Source organism: Sandarakinorhabdus sp. AAP62 (genome assembly GCF_000331225.1).
In the GTDB taxonomy this organism is placed as follows: Bacteria; Pseudomonadota; Alphaproteobacteria; order Sphingomonadales; family Sphingomonadaceae; genus Sandarakinorhabdus.
Genome location: NZ_ANFY01000017.1, coordinates 215,535 through 234,738, shown reverse-complemented (window position 1 = coordinate 234,738; position 19,204 = coordinate 215,535). Strand labels below are relative to the sequence as shown.

Here is a 19,204-nt window from a genome sequence, read left to right as displayed (position 1 = left end):
CCCCTCCCTGGAAGGGAGGGGAGCAGCGTGATGAAGTTCCTGCTCGAACTCCAGTCCGAAGAAATCCCGGCGCGCATGCAAGCGGCTGCGGCGGAGCAACTGCGCACGCGTTTCGCGGACGCGCTGAAGGCTGCCGGCCTCGCTCATGGCGCTGTCACCGCCGACGCCACCCCGCGCCGGCTGTGGTTGATTGCCGATGATGTCGCCGCCGCCAGCGAGGGCAGCGCGGAAGAAGTGAAGGGCCCGGCGGCCACGGCTCCGGCGCAGGCTATCGACGGCTTCCTGAAGAAGACCGGCCTGACCCGCGATCAGCTGGAAGAGCGCGAGACGCCCAAGGGTATCGTGCTGTTCGCCGTGCTGCGCCGCGAAGGCCGCACCGCGTCCGATATCCTCGCCGAAGTGATCCCGCAGATCATCCGCGATTTCGCCTGGCCCAAGTCCATGCGCTGGGGCGCCGCCAGCCAGTCCACCGCCGCCCCGCGCTGGGTGCGGCCGCTCACCGGCATCGTGGCGCTGCTGGATGGCGATGTGGTGGCCTGCGAAGCGCATGGCATCACTTCCGGCCGCGACACCCGCGGCCACCGCGTGCATGCGCCGGGCGTGCTGACCATCACCAGCGCTGCCACCTACCTCGATCAGTTGCGCGCCGCCCATGTGCTGGCCTCCAGCGCCGAACGCCGCCAGATCATCGCCACCCGCGCCGCCGAACTCGCCGGAGCCGCCGGCCTGTCGCTGATCCCGGACGATGGCCTGGTTGCCGAAAACGCCGGCCTCACCGAATGGCCGGTGCCGCTCTTGGGCCGCTTCGATCCCGATTTCCTGTCAGTGCCGCGTGAGGTGATCGTGCTCACCATGCGCACCAACCAGAAATATTTCGCGCTTTCCGATGCCAGCGGCGCACTCGCCCCGGCCTTCATCTGCGTCGCCAACCTCGACGCCACCGACGGCGGCGCCGCCATCACCCACGGCAACCAGCGCGTCCTCTCCGCCCGCCTGTCGGATGCGCGTTTCTTCTGGGAACAGGATCTGGCCACCGTCCGCGCCGGCGGGCTGGAAGCGTTCCTGCCCAAGCTCAACGACATCGTGTTCCACGAAAAGTTGGGCACGCTGGCCGACAAGGTGGAGCGCGTCGCGGCGCTGGCCAAATGGCTGTGCGAAAGCGGTGCGGTGCCGGCTGACCCGGCGCAGGCCGAGCAGGCGGCGCGACTGGCCAAGGCCGATCTCGTCTCCGCCACTGTTGGCGAGTTCCCCGAACTGCAAGGCCAGATCGGACGTTACCTCGCACTGGCTATCGGCATGGAGCCGGCCATCGCCGATGCCATTCGCGACCATTACAAGCCGGCGGGGCAGGGGGATGATGTACCGATACAGCCAGTGAGCGTGGCGGTGGCATTGGCGGACAAGCTTTCTACAATTGGGCTGTTCTTTGCCGTTGGGCTCAAGCCCACCGGATCCGGCGACCCCTTTGCGCTAAGGCGTGCAGCAGCTGGTTCAATTCTAATTATTGTACAGAGTGAATTGAGGCTTTCTCTTTTTATGTCTCTTGTGAGGCCGGTCGTCACTTATTTCACAAAAATCGAAGCAGAGGGCAAAATTACAAAATTTGATTCGGCGATAGGGGCGATGAATGAAGCCGAAATTTCCTTACCTGAAGGTTTCCAAGCTAAATTTGGTGAAAAATATGTAGAATTTTTTACTGGTGATGGAATGATTGAGGCGATCATTGTTCCAATGACGTCTACGGTAAGCTCAGTGCTGAGATTCTTTGCCGACCGACTCAAGGTCCAGCAGCGTGAAGCCGGCGTGCGCCATGACCTGATCGACGCCGTGTTCGCACTCGGCGGTGAGGATGATCTCGTCCGTCTGCTTGCCCGCGTGAAGGCGTTGCAGGCGTTCGTCGAAACCGAAGACGGCACCAACCTGCTCGCTGGCTACAAGCGCGCGGCCAATATCCTGAAGGCGGCGGAGAAGGACGGCATTGGCGAACCGGCCAGCGGCGAAGGCGAGGGGGCCGAAGCGCTGCTCGCCGCCGCGCTGGCGACGGCGCTGCCCACCGCCAAACAGGCCGTGGCCGAAGAGCGCTTCACCGATGCGATGGCGGCGCTGGCCAGTTTGCGCGGGCCGGTCGATGCATTTTTCACCGATGTGATGGTCAATGATCCCGATCCGGGCATAAGGGCGCGGCGATTGGCCCTGTTGGCGCGGTTCCGTGATGCTGTGCATGGCGTGGCGGATTTCGCGAAGATCGAGGGATAGGAATATTCTCCACCTTGGAGGGATCGGGCGGGGCTGCGCCTGAGAGTGGGATTTTGGAGTGTGGGCGCAATGAAATCAGTTTTCCGGTTCGGTGGCGGCACGGCCGAAGGCGATGCCCGCCAAAAGGAATTGCTGGGCGGCAAGGGCGCCAATTTGGCGGAAATGGCCGGCATCGGCCTTGCCGTGCCCCCGGGCCTGACCATCGCCACCCATGTGTGCGCCGCCTATTATGATGCCGGCGGCCGCCTGCCGGATGATGTGCAGGCCCAGGTGCTGGACAGCCTGGCCTTCATCGAAGGCGTTACGGCCAAGAAGTTCGGTGACGCCACCAATCCGCTGCTCGTCTCCGTCCGTTCCGGCGCGCGCGTGTCGATGCCGGGCATGATGGATACGGTGCTGAATCTGGGCCTGAACGACCAGACGGTGGAAGGCCTCGCCGCCGCGTCGGGCAATGCCCGTTTCGCGTGGGACAGCTATCGCCGCTTCATCCAGATGTATGGCGATGTGGTGCTGGAACTGGATCACTATGCCTTTGAAGATGCCCTCGAAATCGCCAAGGAAGACAAGGGCGTTACCCAGGATACTGGGCTGGACGCCGACGATCTCAAGAAGCTCGTCGCGCGGTACATGGCCATTGTCGAACAGGCGCTGGGCCGCCCGTTCCCGCAGGACCCGCACGAACAATTGTGGGGCGCGATTGGCGCCGTGTTCGGTTCGTGGCGCAGCGACCGGGCGCGCACCTATCGCCGCCTGAACGACATTCCCGAAAGCTGGGGCACCGCAGTCAACGTGCAGGCCATGGTGTTCGGCAATCTGGGTGACACGTCGGCCACCGGCGTGGCGTTCACCCGCGATCCCAGCACCGGCGAACGCGCCTGGTATGGCGAATATCTGATCAACGCCCAGGGTGAGGACGTGGTGGCCGGCATCCGCACGCCGCAATATCTGACCAAGGTGGCGCGCGAGAAGGCCGGCGCCAAGGCGGCTTCGATGGAAGAGGCGATGCCCACCGTGTTCGCCGAACTGGGCCGCACCTTCGACCTGCTGGAGCGGCATTACCGCGACATGCAGGACATTGAATTCACGGTGGAAGACAATCGCCTCTATATCCTGCAGACGCGCAGCGGCAAGCGCACCGCCAAGGCGGCGCTGCGCATTGCGGTCGACATGGTGGGCGAGGGGCTGATCAGCGAAGCCGATGCCGTGCGCCGCGTTGATGCAACGGCGATGGATCAGCTGCTGCACCCGACGCTGGATCCCAAGGCGCCGCGCGACATCATCGCCCGCGGCCTGCCGGCCAGCCCCGGTGCCGCCAGCGGCGCCGTGGTGTTCGACAGCGACAGCGCCGAAGTGAAGGCCCGCGCCGGTGAGGCCGTGATCCTGGTCCGCACCGAAACCAGCCCCGAGGATATTCATGGCATGCACGCCGCCAAGGGCATCCTTACCGCGCGCGGCGGCATGACCAGCCACGCTGCCGTGGTCGCCCGCGGCATGGGCCGGCCCTGCGTGTCGGGCGCCGGCGGCATCAGCATCGACATGTCGGCCCGGGCCATGAGCACGGGTGGCCGCATCATCAAGGAAGGCGACCGCATCACCATCGATGGCGCCACCGGCGACGTGATGCTGGGCGACGTACCGACCGTTGAGCCCGATCTGTCGGGCGATTTCGGCATATTGATGGAATGGGCCGACAAGCATCGCCGCCTGAAAGTCCGCACCAATGCCGAAACGCCGGCGGATTGCCGCGTGGCGCGCCAGTTCGGCGCCGAAGGCATCGGCCTTTGCCGGACCGAGCACATGTTCTTCGAACCCAGCCGCATCACCGCCGTGCGCCGCATGATCCTGGCTGAAGATACGGCTGGCCGCGAAGCCGCGCTGGCCGAGCTGCTGCCCGAACAGCGCGCCGATTTCGCCGAGATTTTCCGGGTGATGGCGGGCCTGCCGGTGACCATTCGCCTGCTTGATCCGCCGCTGCATGAATTCCTGCCGCATGATGATACCGGTTTTGCCGACGTGGCCGCCGCCACCGGCATGCCCGAAACGCTGGTGCGCCGCCGCATCAGCGAGCTTCACGAATTCAACCCGATGCTGGGCCATCGCGGTTGCCGCCTGGGCATCACCTATCCCGAAATCTATGCCATGCAGGCCCGCGCCATTTTCGAAGCCGCCGTGATGGTGGCCCAGGAAACCGGCGCGGCGGTGGTGCCGGAAGTGATGGTGCCGCTGGTTGCAACCGCGAGGGAACTGGAACTGACCAAGGCCGCCATCGACGGCGAGGCCGCCGCCGTGTTTGCCGAATCCGGCGTGACGCTGGATTATCTGGTGGGCACCATGATCGAACTGCCGCGCGCCGCCCTGCGTGCCGCCGAGATTGCCGCCCACGCCCAGTTCTTCAGTTTTGGCACCAATGATCTGACGCAGACCACGCTGGGCATCAGCCGCGATGATAGCGCGCGGTTCATGGGGCCCTATGTCGAAAAGGGCATTTATCCCAAGGATCCGTTTGTCTCGATCGATGAAGACGGCGTGGGCGAACTGGTGGCAATGGCGGCCGAACGTGGTCGCGGCGTCAAGCCTGATCTGAAACTCGGGATCTGCGGCGAACATGGCGGCGATCCGGCCTCCATCCTGTTCTGCGAGAAGCTGGGGCTGGATTATGTCTCCTGCTCGCCTTATCGCGTGCCGATCGCGCGGCTGGCGGCGGCGCAGGCGGCGCTGAAGAAGGGCTGATCAGCGCTTCCAGATCCACCAGCCGGTTGCCAGCCCGACGGCAAAGCCGGCCAGCACCCACAGCCAGATCTCGCCGAACAGCCAGATCATTGCGGCACCCAAACGGCGTCGGCGATGCCGGGATGGCGTTTCAGATCGGCGATCACCGCGGCTTGCGTCGCAGTGGTGGCGGTGCCGGAGAGGCGGGCCATGCGGGCGACCATGCCGGACGGCTGACGAAAACTGATGCGGCCATCCACCACGCCGTGTCTCTGCATGGCAATAGCGGCTGCCTGGCCCATCTTGGCGGCCATCGCCTGGCCCTGGTGCAGCGAGGCGCCACGCGCCAGCACGACTGTGGCGGCCAGGCCAGCAAGCAGTTTGAACCCCGGGTGCATGATGGCCACGCTACGCCCCAGCCGGCTGAATTGGCAACCCAAGGCGCTGGCAAGCAGCGCAAATTGGCTTTATCGGTGGCCATCATGAGTATCGTGCCCGAGAATGATCCGTGGATGCGTCGGCGCAGCCTGCCAGCCGGTGGGGAACGCCTGTTCCTGCCGCTGCGCGATGGCTGGCCGGTGCGGCTGGAACATTGGGTGCGGCGCGATCCGGCCCGTCGCCATCTGCTGTTCGTGACGGGCCGCGGCGACTTTGCCGAGAAATACAGCGAGACGCTGCATGATCTGGTCGATGCCGGCTGGGGGGTGACCATCTTCGATTGGCGCGGGCAGGGCCTGTCGCGGCGGGTGGGCAAGACGCCGATGCACGGCGCGTCCCCCGGTTTCGACGTGTGGTTGGACGATCTGCGCGAACTGATCAGCTGGACCGCCGAACGCAGCGGCGGCCCGGTGCTGGCCATGGCGCATTCGATGGGCGGGCATTTCCTGCTGCGCCATCTGGCCTGCGCACGTGGCGGCGTTGATCGGGCCGTGGTGCTGGCGCCCATGCTGGGGCTGTCAACGCCGCCGCTGGGACCGGGCATCGCCCGCCGGCTTGCCGCCGTGATGGTGAAATGGGGGCGAGGTGAAGATTATGTGCTGGGCGGCGGCCCGTTCGAGCCTGGCGTGGCCGGCAGCGCGCGGCAATTTCTGCTGACCAGCGATCCCGATCGTTTTCGTGACGAAAGCTGGTGGGTGGGCCAATATCCATCGCTGGCGATCGGCAGCGTTACCTGGGGATGGCTCGATGATGCCTTTGCCAGCCTGGATGCGTTGTGGGCGCGTGGCGGTGCGGAGGCCATCACCGTGCCCGTGCTGGCACTGATTCCCGAAAGGGACGGGCTGGTGGACAGCAAGGCGACCCGTCGTTTCATTGCGCGTATCCCGGCGGGCGAAACCGTCGAATATCCCGGTGCCGGCCATGAACTGCTGCGCGAAGCCGAACCCATGCGCAGCAATGTTCTGGCCCGTGCCCGCGGTTTCCTGGGAGAGCAGACATGAGCCAGGATTTTGATATCGCCATCATCGGCGCCGGTATCGCCGGGGCCAGCACGGCATGGGCCCTGCTGGAAGCGTCCCCCAATTTGCGCGTCGTCCTGATCGAGATGGAGGAGCGGCCGGGTTATCACACCACCGGGCGTTCGGCGGCCATCTTCATCGAAAGCTATGGCGGCCCGGCCATTGTGCCATTGAGCCGCGCCAGCCGGGCCTTTTTCGGCGCGCCGCCGGCCGGCTTTCCGCCACTGCTGCACCACCGGCCCAGCCTGATCATCGAAGGCCCCGACGATGCCGGCGGTCTGGAGCGTGTCGCGGCGGAATATGATGAAGGCGGCGTTGCCTATGATTGGCTGGATGCGGCTGCGCTGGCCGCGTCGCCGGTCGGGCCGATGCTGAAGGCGGAATGGCGGGGCCGGGGGCTGATCGAACCTGATTGCCACGATATCGATGTGGCCGCCTTGCATCAGGGCTTCCTGCGCGGTGTGGATGGCGCCAAGCCGACGCTTGTGACCAATGCCGAAGTCACGGCCATCGAACGCCGCGCCGGTGTCTGGCAGATCAGCACGCGGGCCGGTGACTTGCGTGCACCCATCATGGTCAATGCCGCCGGGGCCTGGTGTGACGGCGTGGCGACGCTGGCCGGTGCGGCGGGCAAGGGGTTGATGCCCCTGCGGCGCACCATGGCCGTGTTGCGCATTGATCCGGCCCCACCGGCTGATCTGCCCACGGTAATGAGCAGCGATGGCAGTTTCTATTTCAAGCCGGATGGCGAACGTTTGTGGCTGTCGCCGCACGACGAGATCCCCGATGTGCCGCACGATGTCCGCCCCGATGAGATGGATCTGGCCGTGGTGATCGACCGGTTCGAACAGGCGACGACCGTGCAGGTGAAGCGGCTGGAATCGAGCTGGGCCGGCCTGCGCACCTTCGCGCCGGACCGATTGCCGGTGTTCGGTTTTGATGCGGCCGTCGATGGTCTGTTCTGGTGCGCCGGGCAGGGCGGCTTCGGCATCCAGACCTCGCCGGCTGCCGGCCGGTTGTGTGCAGCGCTGCTGCTCGGCGGCAACCCGCCGCTTGATCCAAAGCCTTACTGCGCAAATCGGCCTTTGGCCTGATAGCGAGCAAGGAAGCTTGCGGCAAAATCGCCGAGACGCTGCTGTGCAATGGCGGTACGCAGACCGGCCATCAGTTGCTGATAGAAACCGATATTATGCTGGGTCAGCAGCATGGCGCCCAGCATCTCGCCCGACTTGATGAGATGGTGGAGATAGGCGCGGCTGGCAGCCTGCGGTCCGTGGCAGACCGGGCAGCGGCAATCTTCATCCAGCGGGCGCAGATCTTCGGCATGGGCGGCGTTGCGCAGGTTCAGGGGCCCATCGTGGGTGAACGCCTGGCCGTTGCGGCCAGAACGGGTGGGCAGCACGCAATCGAACATGTCGACGCCGCGCACCACCGCGCCAACAATGTCATCCGGCTTGCCCACGCCCATCAGATAGCGCGGCGCCTCTTCCGGCAGCTGGCCCGTGGCATAATCGAGCACGCCAAACATCGCCGGCTGGCCTTCGCCCACCGCCAGCCCGCCGATGGCGTAGCCGTCGAAACCAATTGCGCGCAGGGCCGTGGCCGATTCAGCGCGCAGCCGTTCATCCAGCCCGCCTTGCTGGATGCCGAACAGCGCCGCGCCGGCCGCATGGTCACCGCCGGCGTCAAACGCCGCCCGGCTGCGCGCCGCCCAGCGCATGGAGCGGTCCATGGCGTCCTTCACCACTTCGCGCGGGGCGGGCAGGGCGACCAGCTCATCGAACGCCATGACGATATCGCTGCCCAGCAGACGCTGGATTTCCATCGATCGTTCCGGGCTCATCAGATGCCGGCTACCGTCGAGGTGGCTGGCGAAGGTAACCCCGTTTTCCGTGCGCTTGGTCAGGCTGGAAAGGCTCATCACCTGGTAGCCGCCGCTGTCGGTGAGGATCGGCCGGTCCCAGCCCATGAAGCTGTGCAGCCCGCCGAGGCGGTGGATGCGCTCCGCCGTCGGCCGCAGCATCAGGTGATAGGTATTGCCCAGGATGATGTCCGCACCCGCCGCGCGCACTTCCTGCGCGCGCATCGCCTTCACCGTGGCCGCCGTGCCCACCGGCATGAAGGCGGGCGTGCGGATTTCGCCGCGGCGCATGGCAATCGTGCCGGTGCGGGCCTTGCCGTCGCGGGCGTGGATGCTGAAGGCAAAACGAGTCATTGGCCGCGCATAGCGTCTGTGGCAGGCTTTGGCCAACATGCTTGGGGTCTTGTTCTTGCTGGCCGCCGCCAATCCGCTCACCGCGCCTGCGGCGGGGCCGGCGGCGACCTGCCTAATCGTCGGCCGCCAGCTCGACTACAAGGTGGCCAGCGCCGACGCGCTGCTGGTGCGCGCGGGCGGGCGCTGGCACCGGTCGCGGCTGCCCGATGGCTGCCCGGGCCTGAAGCCGAACATGATCCTGGTGCGCCGCGAGGCTGGCCCACGTGCCTGCGCCAATGATCTGTTCGAGGCGCGGGACAATTTCACGCCTGAAGTGTTCAGCCTGTGCCGGTTCGGCCCGTTCGAGCCGCTGGACAAGGCGAGCCGGTTCTGACGACGGGGAGACAGATGATGATGCAGAAATGGGGCGTTGGCGCAGCGCTGGTGCTGGCGGGCTTTGGTGCCGGCCTGGCGGTGGCGCAGGGGGCCATGCCCACCGGGCGGACACCGCAGTTCGCCAATGACGAGGTGAAGGTGTGGAAATCGGTGATCGCGGTGGGCAATCCGTTGCCACTGCACCGACATGATCACCCGCGCGTGCTGATTGCCCTGAAGGGCGGCACCATGGACATCCGCGAGGAAACCGGCCAGTCCGACATTCAGAAGTGGGAAACCGGCAAGGCCTATTGGTTACCTGCCAATCCCAAGACGTTGCACCAGGATATCAATGTGGGCAGTGAACCCATCGAAGTGATGGTGGTGGAGCTGCAGAAGGCGTGGTGAAGAGGGGGGTGAAGGCGCGCGTCGATCAACTGCTGTTCGAACGCGGACTGGTCGAAAGCCGCACCCGCGCGCAGGCGCTGATCATGGCGGGCCTGGTGTTTTCAGGTGATCGCAAGATCGCCAAGCCGGGCGACACGCTGGCTGTCGATGCGCCGCTGGAGCTGAAGGGCCGCGATCATCCCTGGGTGTCACGTGGCGGCATCAAGCTGGATCATGGCTTGGCGCATTTTGGCTGGGATGTGGCGGAGCTTGTGGCCATCGATGTCGGCTCGTCCACCGGCGGGTTTACCGATGTGCTGCTCAGCCGCGGCGCGAGCCGCGTTTATGCCGTTGATTCCGGCACCAACCAATTGGCGTGGAAACTGCGGCAGGATCCCCGCGTCGTCGTGCTCGAACAGCTTTCGGCTCGTCTGCTGACGCCCGATCATATCCCCGAACCCATTGATATCATCGTTTGCGATGCGAGCTTCATCAGCTTGGACAAGGTGCTGCCGGTGCCGATGCGCTTCGCCAGACCCGGCGCCCGCCTGCTGGCGCTGATCAAGCCGCAGTTCGAAGCCGGACGCGAGGATGTCGGCAAGGGCGGCGTGGTGCGCGACGAAGAGGTGCGGGACCGTGTTTGCCGCGATGTCGCTGCATGGCTCGAAGCGGAGGGCTGGAACGTGCAGGGCCTGACCACCAGCCCGATCACCGGCCCCGAAGGCAATGTCGAATTTTTGATCGGCGCCCAGCGGGCCGATTAGCGCTTCTTGCCCCTGGTGGGCGCATGAAAATCCGGCGGCTTGCCGGCAACCCACGCCACGAACGCCGCCACGCCGGGTTCCGCCAGCAGCGCCGCCCTGTGTGTCCCTGGGTCTGCGCCCATGCGGCCGAGCTGGCTGTTGCTGAAATGGGCGTGGATGGCTTCATGGCAGATCGGGTGCACTTGGCGGCGATCACGGCCGCCCTTGGCCTTGGGGACAGGGTGGTGCCACTCCACCTGCGTGCCCAGCGCCCGCCCGCACAGCCAGCAGCGATCGCTCATCGGCGCTGCGTCATCATCCACCATGCCTCACGTGTAGCGCGCGGGCGGGCAACCGGCTACACCGGGGTGGATGACCGCTGCCGATTCCATCGACACCCCAGAGTCCCTTGGCGAACCCTGGTTTTCCACCGGCAGCTTCGCGCGTGCTGCCATCGTGGCGGTGCCGGCTATCCTGCTGCTCGGCGGGCTGGTGGCGCGGATCGCCGGGTCGACCGAAACCAACGCCTGGTACCAGTCGCTCAGCCTGCCGGTGTTCCAGCCGCCGGGGCCGCTGTTCGGCATTGCCTGGGCGATCCTCTACACGTTGATCGGCATTGCCTTTGCCATGGTCTGGGGCACCAAGCTGGCAGGCGCTGGGCAGGTCCAGGGCAAGCGCCTGGCGCTTGGGCTGTTTGCCGTCGGCTTTGCCATCAATCTGACCTGGTCGCCGGTATTTTTCCGGCTGCACATGATTTCGGCGGCGCTGGGCATCATTGCGGTGATGCTGCTAGTGGCGATTGCGACCACCTGGAGCTTCTGGCGGGTCAACCGGCTCGCCGGCTGGCTGATGCTGCCTTATTGTGCGTGGCTGTGCTTTGCCGCCGCCCTCAACATCTCGATCATGATGCTCAACCCCATGGCCGATGCCATGCAGATGGGAATTTGAACCATGCAGAACGACAACAAGATCTTTGAAGACCTGTCCAAGGTTGCCACGGCCGCCATGGGCACGCTGGCCGGCGCCACGCGCGAGTTTTCCGGCGTGGCGCGCGAGCGCATGAAGGATTTCGTGGGCGCTGGTGAGATCAGCCGCGACGAATTTGAAGCGGTAAAGGCCATGGCGGTTGCCGCCCGCACCGAAGTGGAAAATCTGAAGGCCGAACTAGCCGCATTGAAGGCGCAAATCGCGCCTGCCGAGTCGGCGCCGAAGAAGAGCCGCAAATCTGGTGGGGCCGAAGCCTGATATCCACAATATTTTGTAAGGCTTGCTCTTGCCGAATCGGCAGGGCTTGCCCAGCCTGTGTCTGCGCCGGTAAGGGAGAGGCGAAATGAGCTTTTCCGAAATTGATTATGGCACGGGCGAACCCGCCCCGATCGACCTGCTCGAACAATTGTTCGATGCCAATGGCTGGGCCTCCGAACGTGTGGGTGATGAGGAAATCATCACCACGGTGAAGGGCGGCTGGTGCACCTATCAGCTGCGTGCCCTGTGGCGCAGCGAAGACCGGGTGCTGCAGATCATTGCCCAGGCCGATCTGATGGTGCCCGACGATCGCCGGCTGGCGGTGTATGAAAGCATCGGCCTGATCAACGAACAATTGTGGATGGGCCATTTCGAACTCTGGTCGGCCGATGGCATGATCCTGTTCCGGCATGCCACGCTGCTGGCTGATGACGACGCCGAGGACGGCGGCGATCTGTCGCCGGCCCAGGCCGAAATCCTCACCGATGCCGCAGTGGAAGAATTTGAACGCTATTATCCGGTGTTCCAGCTGGTGTTGCTGGCTGGCCAAAGCCCGGTTGAAGCACTGGCCGCCGCGCTGATCGAGACAGCCGGCGAAGCCTGACACCGGCTATTTGGGGGCTATGATGGCAAGCGGAGCGCCGATCTGGTTGATCGGCTGTGGCAACATGGGCGGTGCGCTGCTCAGGCGTTGGCTGGCCGAAGGGCTGGGGCCGGTTGCCGTGATCGATCCGGCGGCACGCAATCTGCCGCCGGGCGTTGAAGCTTCCGCTCGACCACCGGCAGAAGGCAAACCCGATATCGTCGTGCTCGCTGTGAAACCGCAGGCTTGGGCGCAGGCGGTGCTGCCGCTGGCCGGCCGGCTGGGGCCGCTCACGCTCGTCATTTCCGTGATGGCCGGTGTGCGCACGGAGGATCTGGCCCGGCTGTTCCCCGGTTCCGGCATCGTGCGCGCCATGCCCAACACCCCGGCCGCCGTAGGGCAGGGGGCCACCGCTCTTTTCACCCGCGATGGTGATATCGTGCAGGGTGCCGCCGAAGCCCTGTTCCAGCCGGTGGGGCAGACGATCTGGCTTTCCGATGAAGCCCAGTTTGATGCCGTCACCGCCGTTTCCGGTTCCGGCCCGGCCTATGTGTTCCACTTTATCGAGGCGCTGGCTGCGGCTGGCGAAGCCGCAGGCCTCGAACCCGCCATGGCCATGCGTCTTGCCCGCCAGACGCTGATTGGGGCGGCGGCGCTGGCGGCACAGGATGGTGCCACGCCGGCCAATGTCCTTCGCGAACGCGTCACCTCGCCGGGCGGCACCACGGCGGCGGGCCTTTCGGTGCTGATGCCGGCGCTCACGCCGCTCATGGAACAGGTGGTGGCCGCTGCCGCCGCCCGCTCGAAGGAACTGGGCTGACAGCGGCGCGCGGCTGACCTAGGCTTGGGTTTCGGGGGGAGCCGCCATGCACAATCTGATGAAGGCCGGTCTCGGGCTGTTTGGCGCGGCGCTGCTGGTGGCGGCCGGCGCTGCCGGTGCGCTGGTCTGGGCGGGCCAGCAGAGCCTCGACAAGGATCATGGCGCCTTGCCGGAAACGCTGGCCGGCGGCTCCGGCGATGCCGTGCTGGGGGCACGGCTGGCCCGCGTCTATGGCTGCAGCGGCTGCCATGGCGCGGCGCTCACCGGCGCGGATTTCTATGGCATCGTCGCGCCCAACCTGCGCCGCCGGGCGCGGGCGTGGAGGCCCGAGGATTTCGCCCGCGCCGTGCGCAAGGGCCTGCGCCCCGATGGCACCAGCATCAGTTGGGCGATGCCATCGGAAATGTTCGCCGCCATGGCCGATAACGAGATTGCCGCCATCTACGCCCATCTGCGCACGCTGCCGGCGGCCAGGGATGCCCAACCGGTCACGCTGAAGCACCGGCTGTTCAAGGCGTGGGCCGCCGCCACCGGCGAGTTGATCCCCAATGTCGTGCTGGTGCGCGCCACCGATGCCGGCCCCACCGTCGCGCCGGCCCCCGGCACGCCGCAATGGGGCCCCTATTTCACCCGGCAGGCCTGCGCCGAATGCCACAATCACGGGCTGGGTGGCAATGGCGGGCAGACGCCGGCGCTGGCCGATGTCATCCAGATTTATGATTGGCTGGCGTTCGAACGGCTCACCACCACCGGCGTGCCGCTCGATGGCCGCAAATTGCGGTTGATGGGCGGTGTCGGCGCCAAGCGGCTCTCCCACATGACCGCTGCCGAACGCCGGGCGCTGTTTGATTATCTGAAGGGCTTGCCTCAGCCCTGACCCTGCAGCGCTTCGACCTGGGCGCGGCCATCGGGCGGCACCAGGCCCATCAGCACGGCCCAGAAACCGGTGACCGCCTGCTGCCCTGCTTCGCCATAGGCACGGGCCATCGATCGTTCCAGTTCGGTGAACAGCCGGGCTTCCAGCGCCGCGCCCGATGGGGTCAGGAACAGCAGGCGCTGGCGGCGGTCGCTGGTGCCGACCTTCTGTTCGACAAGGGCGCGGCCCGAAAGATCATTCAGCACCCGGCCCAGCGACTGTTTGGTGATGCCCAGCAGGCCGATCAGTTCCCCCACCGACAGGCCTGGCCGCCGCGCCACGAAATACAGCGCGCGGTGATGGGCACGGCCCAGGCCCTGCGCCTCCAGAATGGCATCGGCGCCGCGGATCATCGCCGTGTAACCGAAATAGAGGAGTTCGATGCCGCGCCTTATCTCGTCCTCACGCAGGAACAGCGGCGAGGCCGGTGTGACCTTCAACGGGGAAACATGCGCCGGCGCAGCGGAATTAAGGACAGTCATGTTGACTTATCTGCCATAAAGCCTATGTCAGCACAAGCGGGACGCGCAATTCCCGGCAAGACGGAGGCGGCAACGCTGTTCGTTTGTTGCTGGCGAAGGGCAAGGCGCCCCCTCATCGTTTCACGCTGCCAGAGGCTGACCATGACAGACGCCACCTTCGACGATCGCAACGGCTTCATCTGGATCGACGGTGAACTGAAACCCTGGCGGGAGGCCAATGTCCATATCCTCACCCACGGCCTGCACTATGCCAGCTCTGTGTTTGAAGGCGCGCGGGCCTATGGCGGCCATATCTATGCGCTGTCGTTGCACTCGCAGCGGCTGATCGATTCGGCCAACATCATGGGCTTCCCGCTGCCGTGGAGCGTGGACGAGATCGACGAAGCCTGCCGGCAGACGCTGGCGGCCAACGGTCTCACCAACGCCTATGTGCGCCCCGTTGCCTGGCGCGGCAGCGAGCAGATGGGTGTTTCGGCCCAGAAGACCAAGGCGCATCTCGCCGTCGCCACCTGGGAGTGGGGCGCCTATTTTGGCCCGGAAGCGCTGAAAAAGGGCCTGCGCCTCAACATCGCACCGTGGCGGCGGCCCGCGCCTTATACCGCGCCAGTGCGCGCCAAGGCCGCCGGCCTCTACATGATCTGCACCCTCTCCAAGCATGCCGCGGAAAATGCCGGCTACAATGATGCGATGATGCTGGATTGGCGCGGCCAGGTGGCTGAAGCGACGGGCGCCAACATCTTCTTCTTCCAGAACGGCGAACTGCACACGCCCACCCCCGATTGCTTCCTCGATGGCATCACCCGCCGTTCCATCATTGCGCTCGCCCAACGCCGCGGCATCAAGGTGGTGGAACGCGCGATCTGGCCGGAAGAATTGGCCAATTTCCAGGAAGCCTTCCTCACCGGTTCAGCCGCCGAAGTGACGCCGCTGGCCGAAATCGGCCCGTGGAATTTCCAGGTCGGCGCGGCGACGCTGCAACTGGCGCAGGATTACAGCGACCTTGTCCACGGCCGCATCACCGGCGTGGAGCCGGTGCCGTCGACGCAACGCTGAGACTTTGGGTCAAAGCGTTTCCAGAAACGCATCCACCGCCTTGAAATGGCTCGGCCAATCCGGCGCGCGGAACTGCGCCAGCCGGGCCATCTGGGCGGCGCGGGCCGGGCTGTCGGGGGCGGCATAGGCCATGATCGCGGCGGCCCAGCCCTCCACGTCGTCGGGCGGCAACAGATCGGGCACGCCCTGGCCGATCTCGCGGAACACATCCAGATTGCTGGCGATCACCGGCACGCCGGCATCCAGCGCCTCCACCAGCGGCAGGCCATAGCCTTCGGCAAAACTGGGGAAGAGCAGGGCACGAGCGCCGGCCAGCGCCTGCGCGATATCATCGTCTGACAGCGCGCCGGTTTCCACCACGCGGCTGCCAAAGCCCCCGGCATCCAGCCGTGCCAGCACATCATCACAGGCCCAGCCGCGCCGCCCGATGATCACCAGCCGCGGCGCGGCTTCACCGTACTGCGCCACCAGCCGTTCCCACACATTCAGCAGCAACATGTGGTTCTTGCGGCCCTCGATGGTGCCCAGGATGATGAAATCATTGCTCGGCGCCGGCCGCGCGCCCGCCGGCATGGCCAGCCGCGGCGTGCCCGGCCATACCGGCAGGACACGCGGTACCGCCATGTCGATACTGGCCGCATAGGCGTTCAACCGGTCCAGCGTATCCTGGCTGTTGCCGAGTATGGCATGCGCGATCCTGAGCAGCGTCTTCACCCGCACCTCGTGCCGCGCCCTCTCGCCGTCGCGGCAATATTGGGGGTGGGTGATCGGGATGATATCGTGCAGCATCAACACCGGGCGGATATCGGCGGCGCGCACCCATTCGGCGAGATGAGGCAGGTTGAGCCCGGTGTGGCCGACATTCAACCACAACCGCCCAAGCCCCGACTGCGGCCGCAGCAGGTGGATCAGGTTGCGCGCCGCCCACGCCACAAACCGCCGGCGGAACCGATCGCGCGGGCCCTCATCGTCCAGCAGCCTGAACAGTGCCTGTGATGCGGCCATCGGCAGGATGTGGCGGCCACGCCGGTGCACCAGCACGACCTGGGCGCGGGCCGCATAATGATCATGCCAGGCCAGGCACAGCCGATCGATCCCGGTTGGACGCACGCCAGCCCAGCGCCGCCACACCATGCGCGAGGCGTCCAGCAACAGTGGTGCGGCGTTGTCAGCCACGAACGTTGGGCTCAGTTCTGCTGAATGACGGTGGTAACAGTGGCAATCGGCAGCAGGGTCTGCGAGACGATGCTCACAAAGCGCTGCAATTCCGCGATTGGGGAATTGGTGATGTAGATCACATCCTTGTCCGCCATGCGGAACTGCTGGGTCAGGAAATAGACTGCCGGGTCCTTCAGATCGAAGCTGTAGATGACCGGCACCCGCGGGCCGCCCGGCGTCGCAGGTTCCTCCCAACGGAACAGGAAGACACCGCGCGGATTGGCCCGGCCATCCTGCAGGCCACCAAAGCGGCCCAGCGCCTGCGACAGGGTGATGCCCATGGCTTCAAAGCGGATTTCATCATTCTTGGTCGCCGCGCCCAGCACGGTGAAGCTGTAGGGCTGGAACAGCGCAGTGATCACGTCATCCTTGGCCAGCACGATATTGTTGTTGGCCTGGGTGATGATGTCGGCCAGCGCCATGCGATAGGTGCGGCCGTCGCGTGTCACCTGGATTGTGGTCAGGTTCACCGGTGGTTTCACCCCGCCCACCTGGGCCAGCGCATCGAGCAGGCGTTCCCCGCGCGGGCTGATCGGCAGCCGGGCTGAATTGGGAACTTCGCCCACCACCGTCACCGTGGCGGTGGTGTTGCGCACAAGTCGCACAATGGCTTGCGGTGCATTGGCCCGGCCGCGCAGACGACGCACGATATCGGCCTCGATCTCGCGCAGGGTGCGACCACTGGCCGGCACCTGCCCGGCAAAGGGCACGCTGATGCTGCCTTCGGGGCCGACCAGCAGTTCGGGCAGGGCGGTGGGCCGCGCCGTGCTGATCGCGGTGCCGATGCGGGTATCGATGGCGCCGCCAAACAGGGTGGCCGGCGGGGCTTCCCAGATCGTCACCTCCAGCGCGTCGCCGGTGCCAACCACGGTGCCCACCGGCTTGGCGCCACCCAGCACATCGGCAAAGGCCGGCCACGGCGGCGGCGGCTTGAACTGCGCCGCCATGTCTCCGCGCACCTGCACGACCTTGATCTGGGCTGCGGCCTCATTGGCGGCGGCGGGCACGCTGCCCCCGTTCAGCACGACCTGGCGGCCGGGGCCAAAGGGCTGGCAGGCGGCCAGCGCTATGCCGGATGCCGCCAGCAGCGCAAGCCGGGCAGCGATGAGCGGACGGGAAGGCAGGCGAGAAAGGATCATGAACGAAGCGCTCGTGCAGACTATGGGTTCCGGGGGCTGAAAACCGGCATCGGCATGGCATCAGGCCCGGCCAATGTCAAAGCAGGGCCGGTCCGCTGCATTGGTGAAACCGTCCGCACCCAACCGGCTTCCACAAGATGTTGCGGAAATGCGACGAACGGCTCCGTTCTGGTTCAAGACCCTGTGCAGGCAATCGGCGACAGACATGATGATGACCAGCAGACATCGCGCCGGAACCGCAAGTCAAGGCGGGCTGGTTTGCCAGTGGAGGAGAATGAAATCGCCATGATCTTGTTTGCACCATGCCGAAACAATATTCATTGGCCCGTCGGCCTTGGCGCGCTGGTGCGGCGCCAGCGCCCATCTAGGCGGCAAGGCCATTATCCGCTATCCGCAAGGGCAATTCTCCGGCCGCGGTCGGGGGTGCCCCCTGTTGTGACGTGACGGAAACGATGAATTCTCAGCCCAAGATCGACCCGGGTTCGGCAGACGTGGCGCCCTATGGCGGCCCCGGGCCCGTTGGCGGCCTGAAACGCTGGCTCTCCGGGGTGGGGCTGCTGTTCTGGCTGTGCGTGGTGGCGCCCACCGGGCTGGCGGTCCTCTATTTCGGCGTCCTGGCGTCGGACGTCTATATTTCCGAAAGCCGTTTCGTGGTGCGCAGCCCCAAGAAACCTGCGGTTTCGGGCGTGGGCATGTTGCTGGAAACCGCCGGGTTTTCCAACGGCAGCGATGAAATGCGCGCGGCGCAGGGCTATATCAGTTCGCGTGATGCGCTGCGGGCGCTCGATACCGATGGCCTGGCCCGCCGGGCGTGGGGCAACGATGGCATCTTCATCCTCAACCGCTTCGATCCGTTCGGCTTCGATGGGTCGTTCGAGGAACTGTTCCTCTATTACGAAGACAAGGTCGCGGTCGATTTCGACAGCGAGACCGGCATCGCCACCATGATGGTGCGGGCCTTCACGCCGCAGGACGCGCAGGTGATGAACCGGCGCCTGCTCGAACGCGCCGAAGCCCTGGTGAACCAGCTCAATGATCGCAGCCGCGGCGATCTGGTGCGCTATGCCGAACGTGAAGTGATGGAAGCGCAGGGCCGGGCGCGCACGGCAGCGCTGGCCCTCGCAGCGTTCCGCAATCGCGCCGGGGTGATTGATCCGGAACGCCAGGCCAGCGTGCAGCTGCAGATGATTTCCAAGCTGCAGGACGAACTGATCGGCGCGCGCATGCAATTGCTGCAACTGTCGGCCGTTGCTGGCGAAAATCCGCAGATCCCGCTGCTGAAGGTGCGCATCGCCGGCCTGCAGCGCGCCATTGGCGAACAGATGGGCGAAGTGGCGGGCAGCAGTGGTTCACTGTCGGCCACGGCCGCCCAATATCAACGCCTGCAGGTGGAACGCGAATTTGCCGATCGCCAACTGGCGGCGGCGCTGGCCACCCTGCAAGACGCCCGCAACGAGGCAAGGCGCCAGCGCGCCTATGTCGAACGCGTCGCCCTGCCGAGCCGGCCTGATGATGCGATGGAACCCCTTCGCATCCGGGGCATCCTGTCCACACTGATCGCGGGGTTGGTCGCGTGGGGCGTGCTGTCAATGCTGCTCGCCGGCATTCGCGAACACAAGGACTAGCT

The 19,204-nt window shown here is 65.7% G+C and carries 20 protein-coding genes; 14 read left to right on the top strand and 6 right to left on the bottom strand.

All coding sequences use genetic code 11. The annotated features are described in order from the left end of the window. Both glyS and ppdK read left to right on the top strand, forming a co-directional pair. Nucleotides 1-2,256, top strand: a 2,256-nt coding sequence (gene glyS / locus D619_RS0114320) for a glycine--tRNA ligase subunit beta (protein ID WP_347574771.1), incomplete at its 5' end; no start/stop codon positions are given. A 69-nt stretch (nt 2,257-2,325) separates the two neighbouring features. Next, nucleotides 2,326-4,986 (top strand): pyruvate, phosphate dikinase, encoded by a 2,661-nt coding sequence (ppdK, locus tag D619_RS0114315; protein ID WP_017669292.1) that lies wholly within the window; start codon nt 2,326-2,328, stop codon nt 4,984-4,986. Nucleotides 4,987-5,072: 86 nt separating this feature from the next. Here ppdK and D619_RS18170 read toward each other — a convergent pair whose 3' ends face one another. Further along, complete coding sequence (locus D619_RS18170; RefSeq protein ID WP_193743316.1) at nt 5,073-5,363, bottom strand: hypothetical protein; 291 nt, start codon at nt 5,361-5,363, stop codon at nt 5,073-5,075. Nucleotides 5,364-5,447: 84 nt separating this feature from the next. Between D619_RS18170 and D619_RS0114300 the strand changes: the two genes are divergently transcribed. Then, the gene (locus D619_RS0114300) at nt 5,448-6,404 is read left to right on the top strand and encodes an alpha/beta hydrolase (protein ID WP_017669289.1); all 957 of its coding nucleotides are present in this window, start codon (nt 5,448-5,450) and stop codon (nt 6,402-6,404) included. After that, a complete protein-coding gene (locus D619_RS0114295) occupies nt 6,401-7,516 on the top strand; it encodes an FAD-binding oxidoreductase (protein WP_017669288.1) in 1,116 nt (371 codons plus the stop codon). The genes D619_RS0114300 and D619_RS0114295 overlap by 4 nt, the downstream gene beginning before the upstream one ends. On the opposite strand, the gene tgt is transcribed toward D619_RS0114295, so the two are convergent. Further along, nucleotides 7,489-8,637, bottom strand: a complete 1,149-nt coding sequence (gene tgt / locus D619_RS0114290) for a tRNA guanosine(34) transglycosylase Tgt (RefSeq protein WP_020480505.1) — start codon at nt 8,635-8,637, stop codon at nt 7,489-7,491. The two genes, D619_RS0114295 and tgt, sit on opposite strands and share 28 nt — an antisense overlap. 37 nt (nt 8,638-8,674) lie before the next feature. Here tgt and D619_RS0114285 point away from each other — a divergent pair, with 37 nt between their 5' ends. From D619_RS0114285 to D619_RS0114275, 3 genes are read left to right on the top strand one after another with little or no spacing between them, the layout of a single operon-like run. After that, nucleotides 8,675-9,010, top strand: a complete 336-nt coding sequence (locus D619_RS0114285) for a hypothetical protein (RefSeq protein WP_017669286.1) — start codon at nt 8,675-8,677, stop codon at nt 9,008-9,010. A 14-nt stretch (nt 9,011-9,024) separates the two neighbouring features. Continuing rightward, nucleotides 9,025-9,399: a hypothetical protein gene (locus D619_RS16855; protein ID WP_017669285.1), complete on the top strand. Its 375-nt coding sequence runs from the start codon at nt 9,025-9,027 to the stop codon at nt 9,397-9,399. Then, nucleotides 9,396-10,142 (top strand): TlyA family RNA methyltransferase, encoded by a 747-nt coding sequence (locus D619_RS0114275; RefSeq protein WP_152417473.1) that lies wholly within the window; start codon nt 9,396-9,398, stop codon nt 10,140-10,142. Before D619_RS16855 ends, D619_RS0114275 begins: the two co-directional genes overlap by 4 nt. Here D619_RS0114275 and D619_RS0114270 read toward each other — a convergent pair. Next, complete coding sequence (locus tag D619_RS0114270; protein WP_017669283.1) at nt 10,139-10,447, bottom strand: hypothetical protein; 309 nt, start codon at nt 10,445-10,447, stop codon at nt 10,139-10,141. The genes D619_RS0114275 and D619_RS0114270 overlap by 4 nt on opposite strands. Before the next feature lie 46 nt (nt 10,448-10,493). On the opposite strand from D619_RS0114270, the gene D619_RS16850 reads away from it, so the two are divergent. From D619_RS16850 to D619_RS0114245, 5 genes are all read left to right on the top strand, one after another. Beyond that, on the top strand, nt 10,494-11,069 hold the full coding sequence (locus tag D619_RS16850) for a TspO/MBR family protein (protein ID WP_017669282.1): 576 nt from the start codon (nt 10,494-10,496) through the stop codon (nt 11,067-11,069). Between the two features lie 3 nt (nt 11,070-11,072). Then, nucleotides 11,073-11,366, top strand: a complete 294-nt coding sequence (locus D619_RS0114260) for an accessory factor UbiK family protein (protein ID WP_017669281.1) — start codon at nt 11,073-11,075, stop codon at nt 11,364-11,366. A gap of 85 nt (nt 11,367-11,451) precedes the next feature. Further along, entirely contained in the window at nt 11,452-11,970 is a 519-nt protein-coding gene (locus tag D619_RS0114255; protein ID WP_017669280.1) for a YbjN domain-containing protein, read from the top strand. Between the two features lie 19 nt (nt 11,971-11,989). After that, nucleotides 11,990-12,769: a pyrroline-5-carboxylate reductase gene (gene proC, locus D619_RS0114250; RefSeq protein WP_017669279.1), complete on the top strand. Its 780-nt coding sequence runs from the start codon at nt 11,990-11,992 to the stop codon at nt 12,767-12,769. A gap of 46 nt (nt 12,770-12,815) precedes the next feature. Further along, nucleotides 12,816-13,646 (top strand): cytochrome c, encoded by an 831-nt coding sequence (locus D619_RS0114245; RefSeq protein ID WP_017669278.1) that lies wholly within the window; start codon nt 12,816-12,818, stop codon nt 13,644-13,646. Here D619_RS0114245 and D619_RS0114240 read toward each other — a convergent pair. Further along, nucleotides 13,637-14,167, bottom strand: coding sequence for a MarR family transcriptional regulator (locus D619_RS0114240; protein ID WP_033373663.1), 531 nt, complete (start codon nt 14,165-14,167; stop codon nt 13,637-13,639). The genes D619_RS0114245 and D619_RS0114240 overlap by 10 nt on opposite strands. Before the next feature lie 141 nt (nt 14,168-14,308). Here D619_RS0114240 and D619_RS0114235 point away from each other — a divergent pair, with 141 nt between their 5' ends. Beyond that, nucleotides 14,309-15,220, top strand: coding sequence for a branched-chain amino acid aminotransferase (locus D619_RS0114235; RefSeq protein ID WP_017669276.1), 912 nt, complete (start codon nt 14,309-14,311; stop codon nt 15,218-15,220). Between the two features lie 9 nt (nt 15,221-15,229). On the opposite strand, the gene D619_RS0114230 is transcribed toward D619_RS0114235, so the two are convergent. Then, nucleotides 15,230-16,396 (bottom strand): glycosyltransferase family 1 protein, encoded by a 1,167-nt coding sequence (locus D619_RS0114230; protein ID WP_017669275.1) that lies wholly within the window; start codon nt 16,394-16,396, stop codon nt 15,230-15,232. A gap of 11 nt (nt 16,397-16,407) precedes the next feature. Beyond that, nucleotides 16,408-17,577: a polysaccharide biosynthesis/export family protein gene (locus tag D619_RS0114225; protein WP_017669274.1), complete on the bottom strand. Its 1,170-nt coding sequence runs from the start codon at nt 17,575-17,577 to the stop codon at nt 16,408-16,410. A gap of 452 nt (nt 17,578-18,029) precedes the next feature. Between D619_RS0114225 and D619_RS0114220 the strand changes: the two genes are divergently transcribed. Beyond that, nucleotides 18,030-19,202, top strand: coding sequence for a hypothetical protein (locus D619_RS0114220; RefSeq protein WP_243442651.1), 1,173 nt, complete (start codon nt 18,030-18,032; stop codon nt 19,200-19,202). Nucleotides 19,203-19,204: the final 2 nt, after the last annotated feature.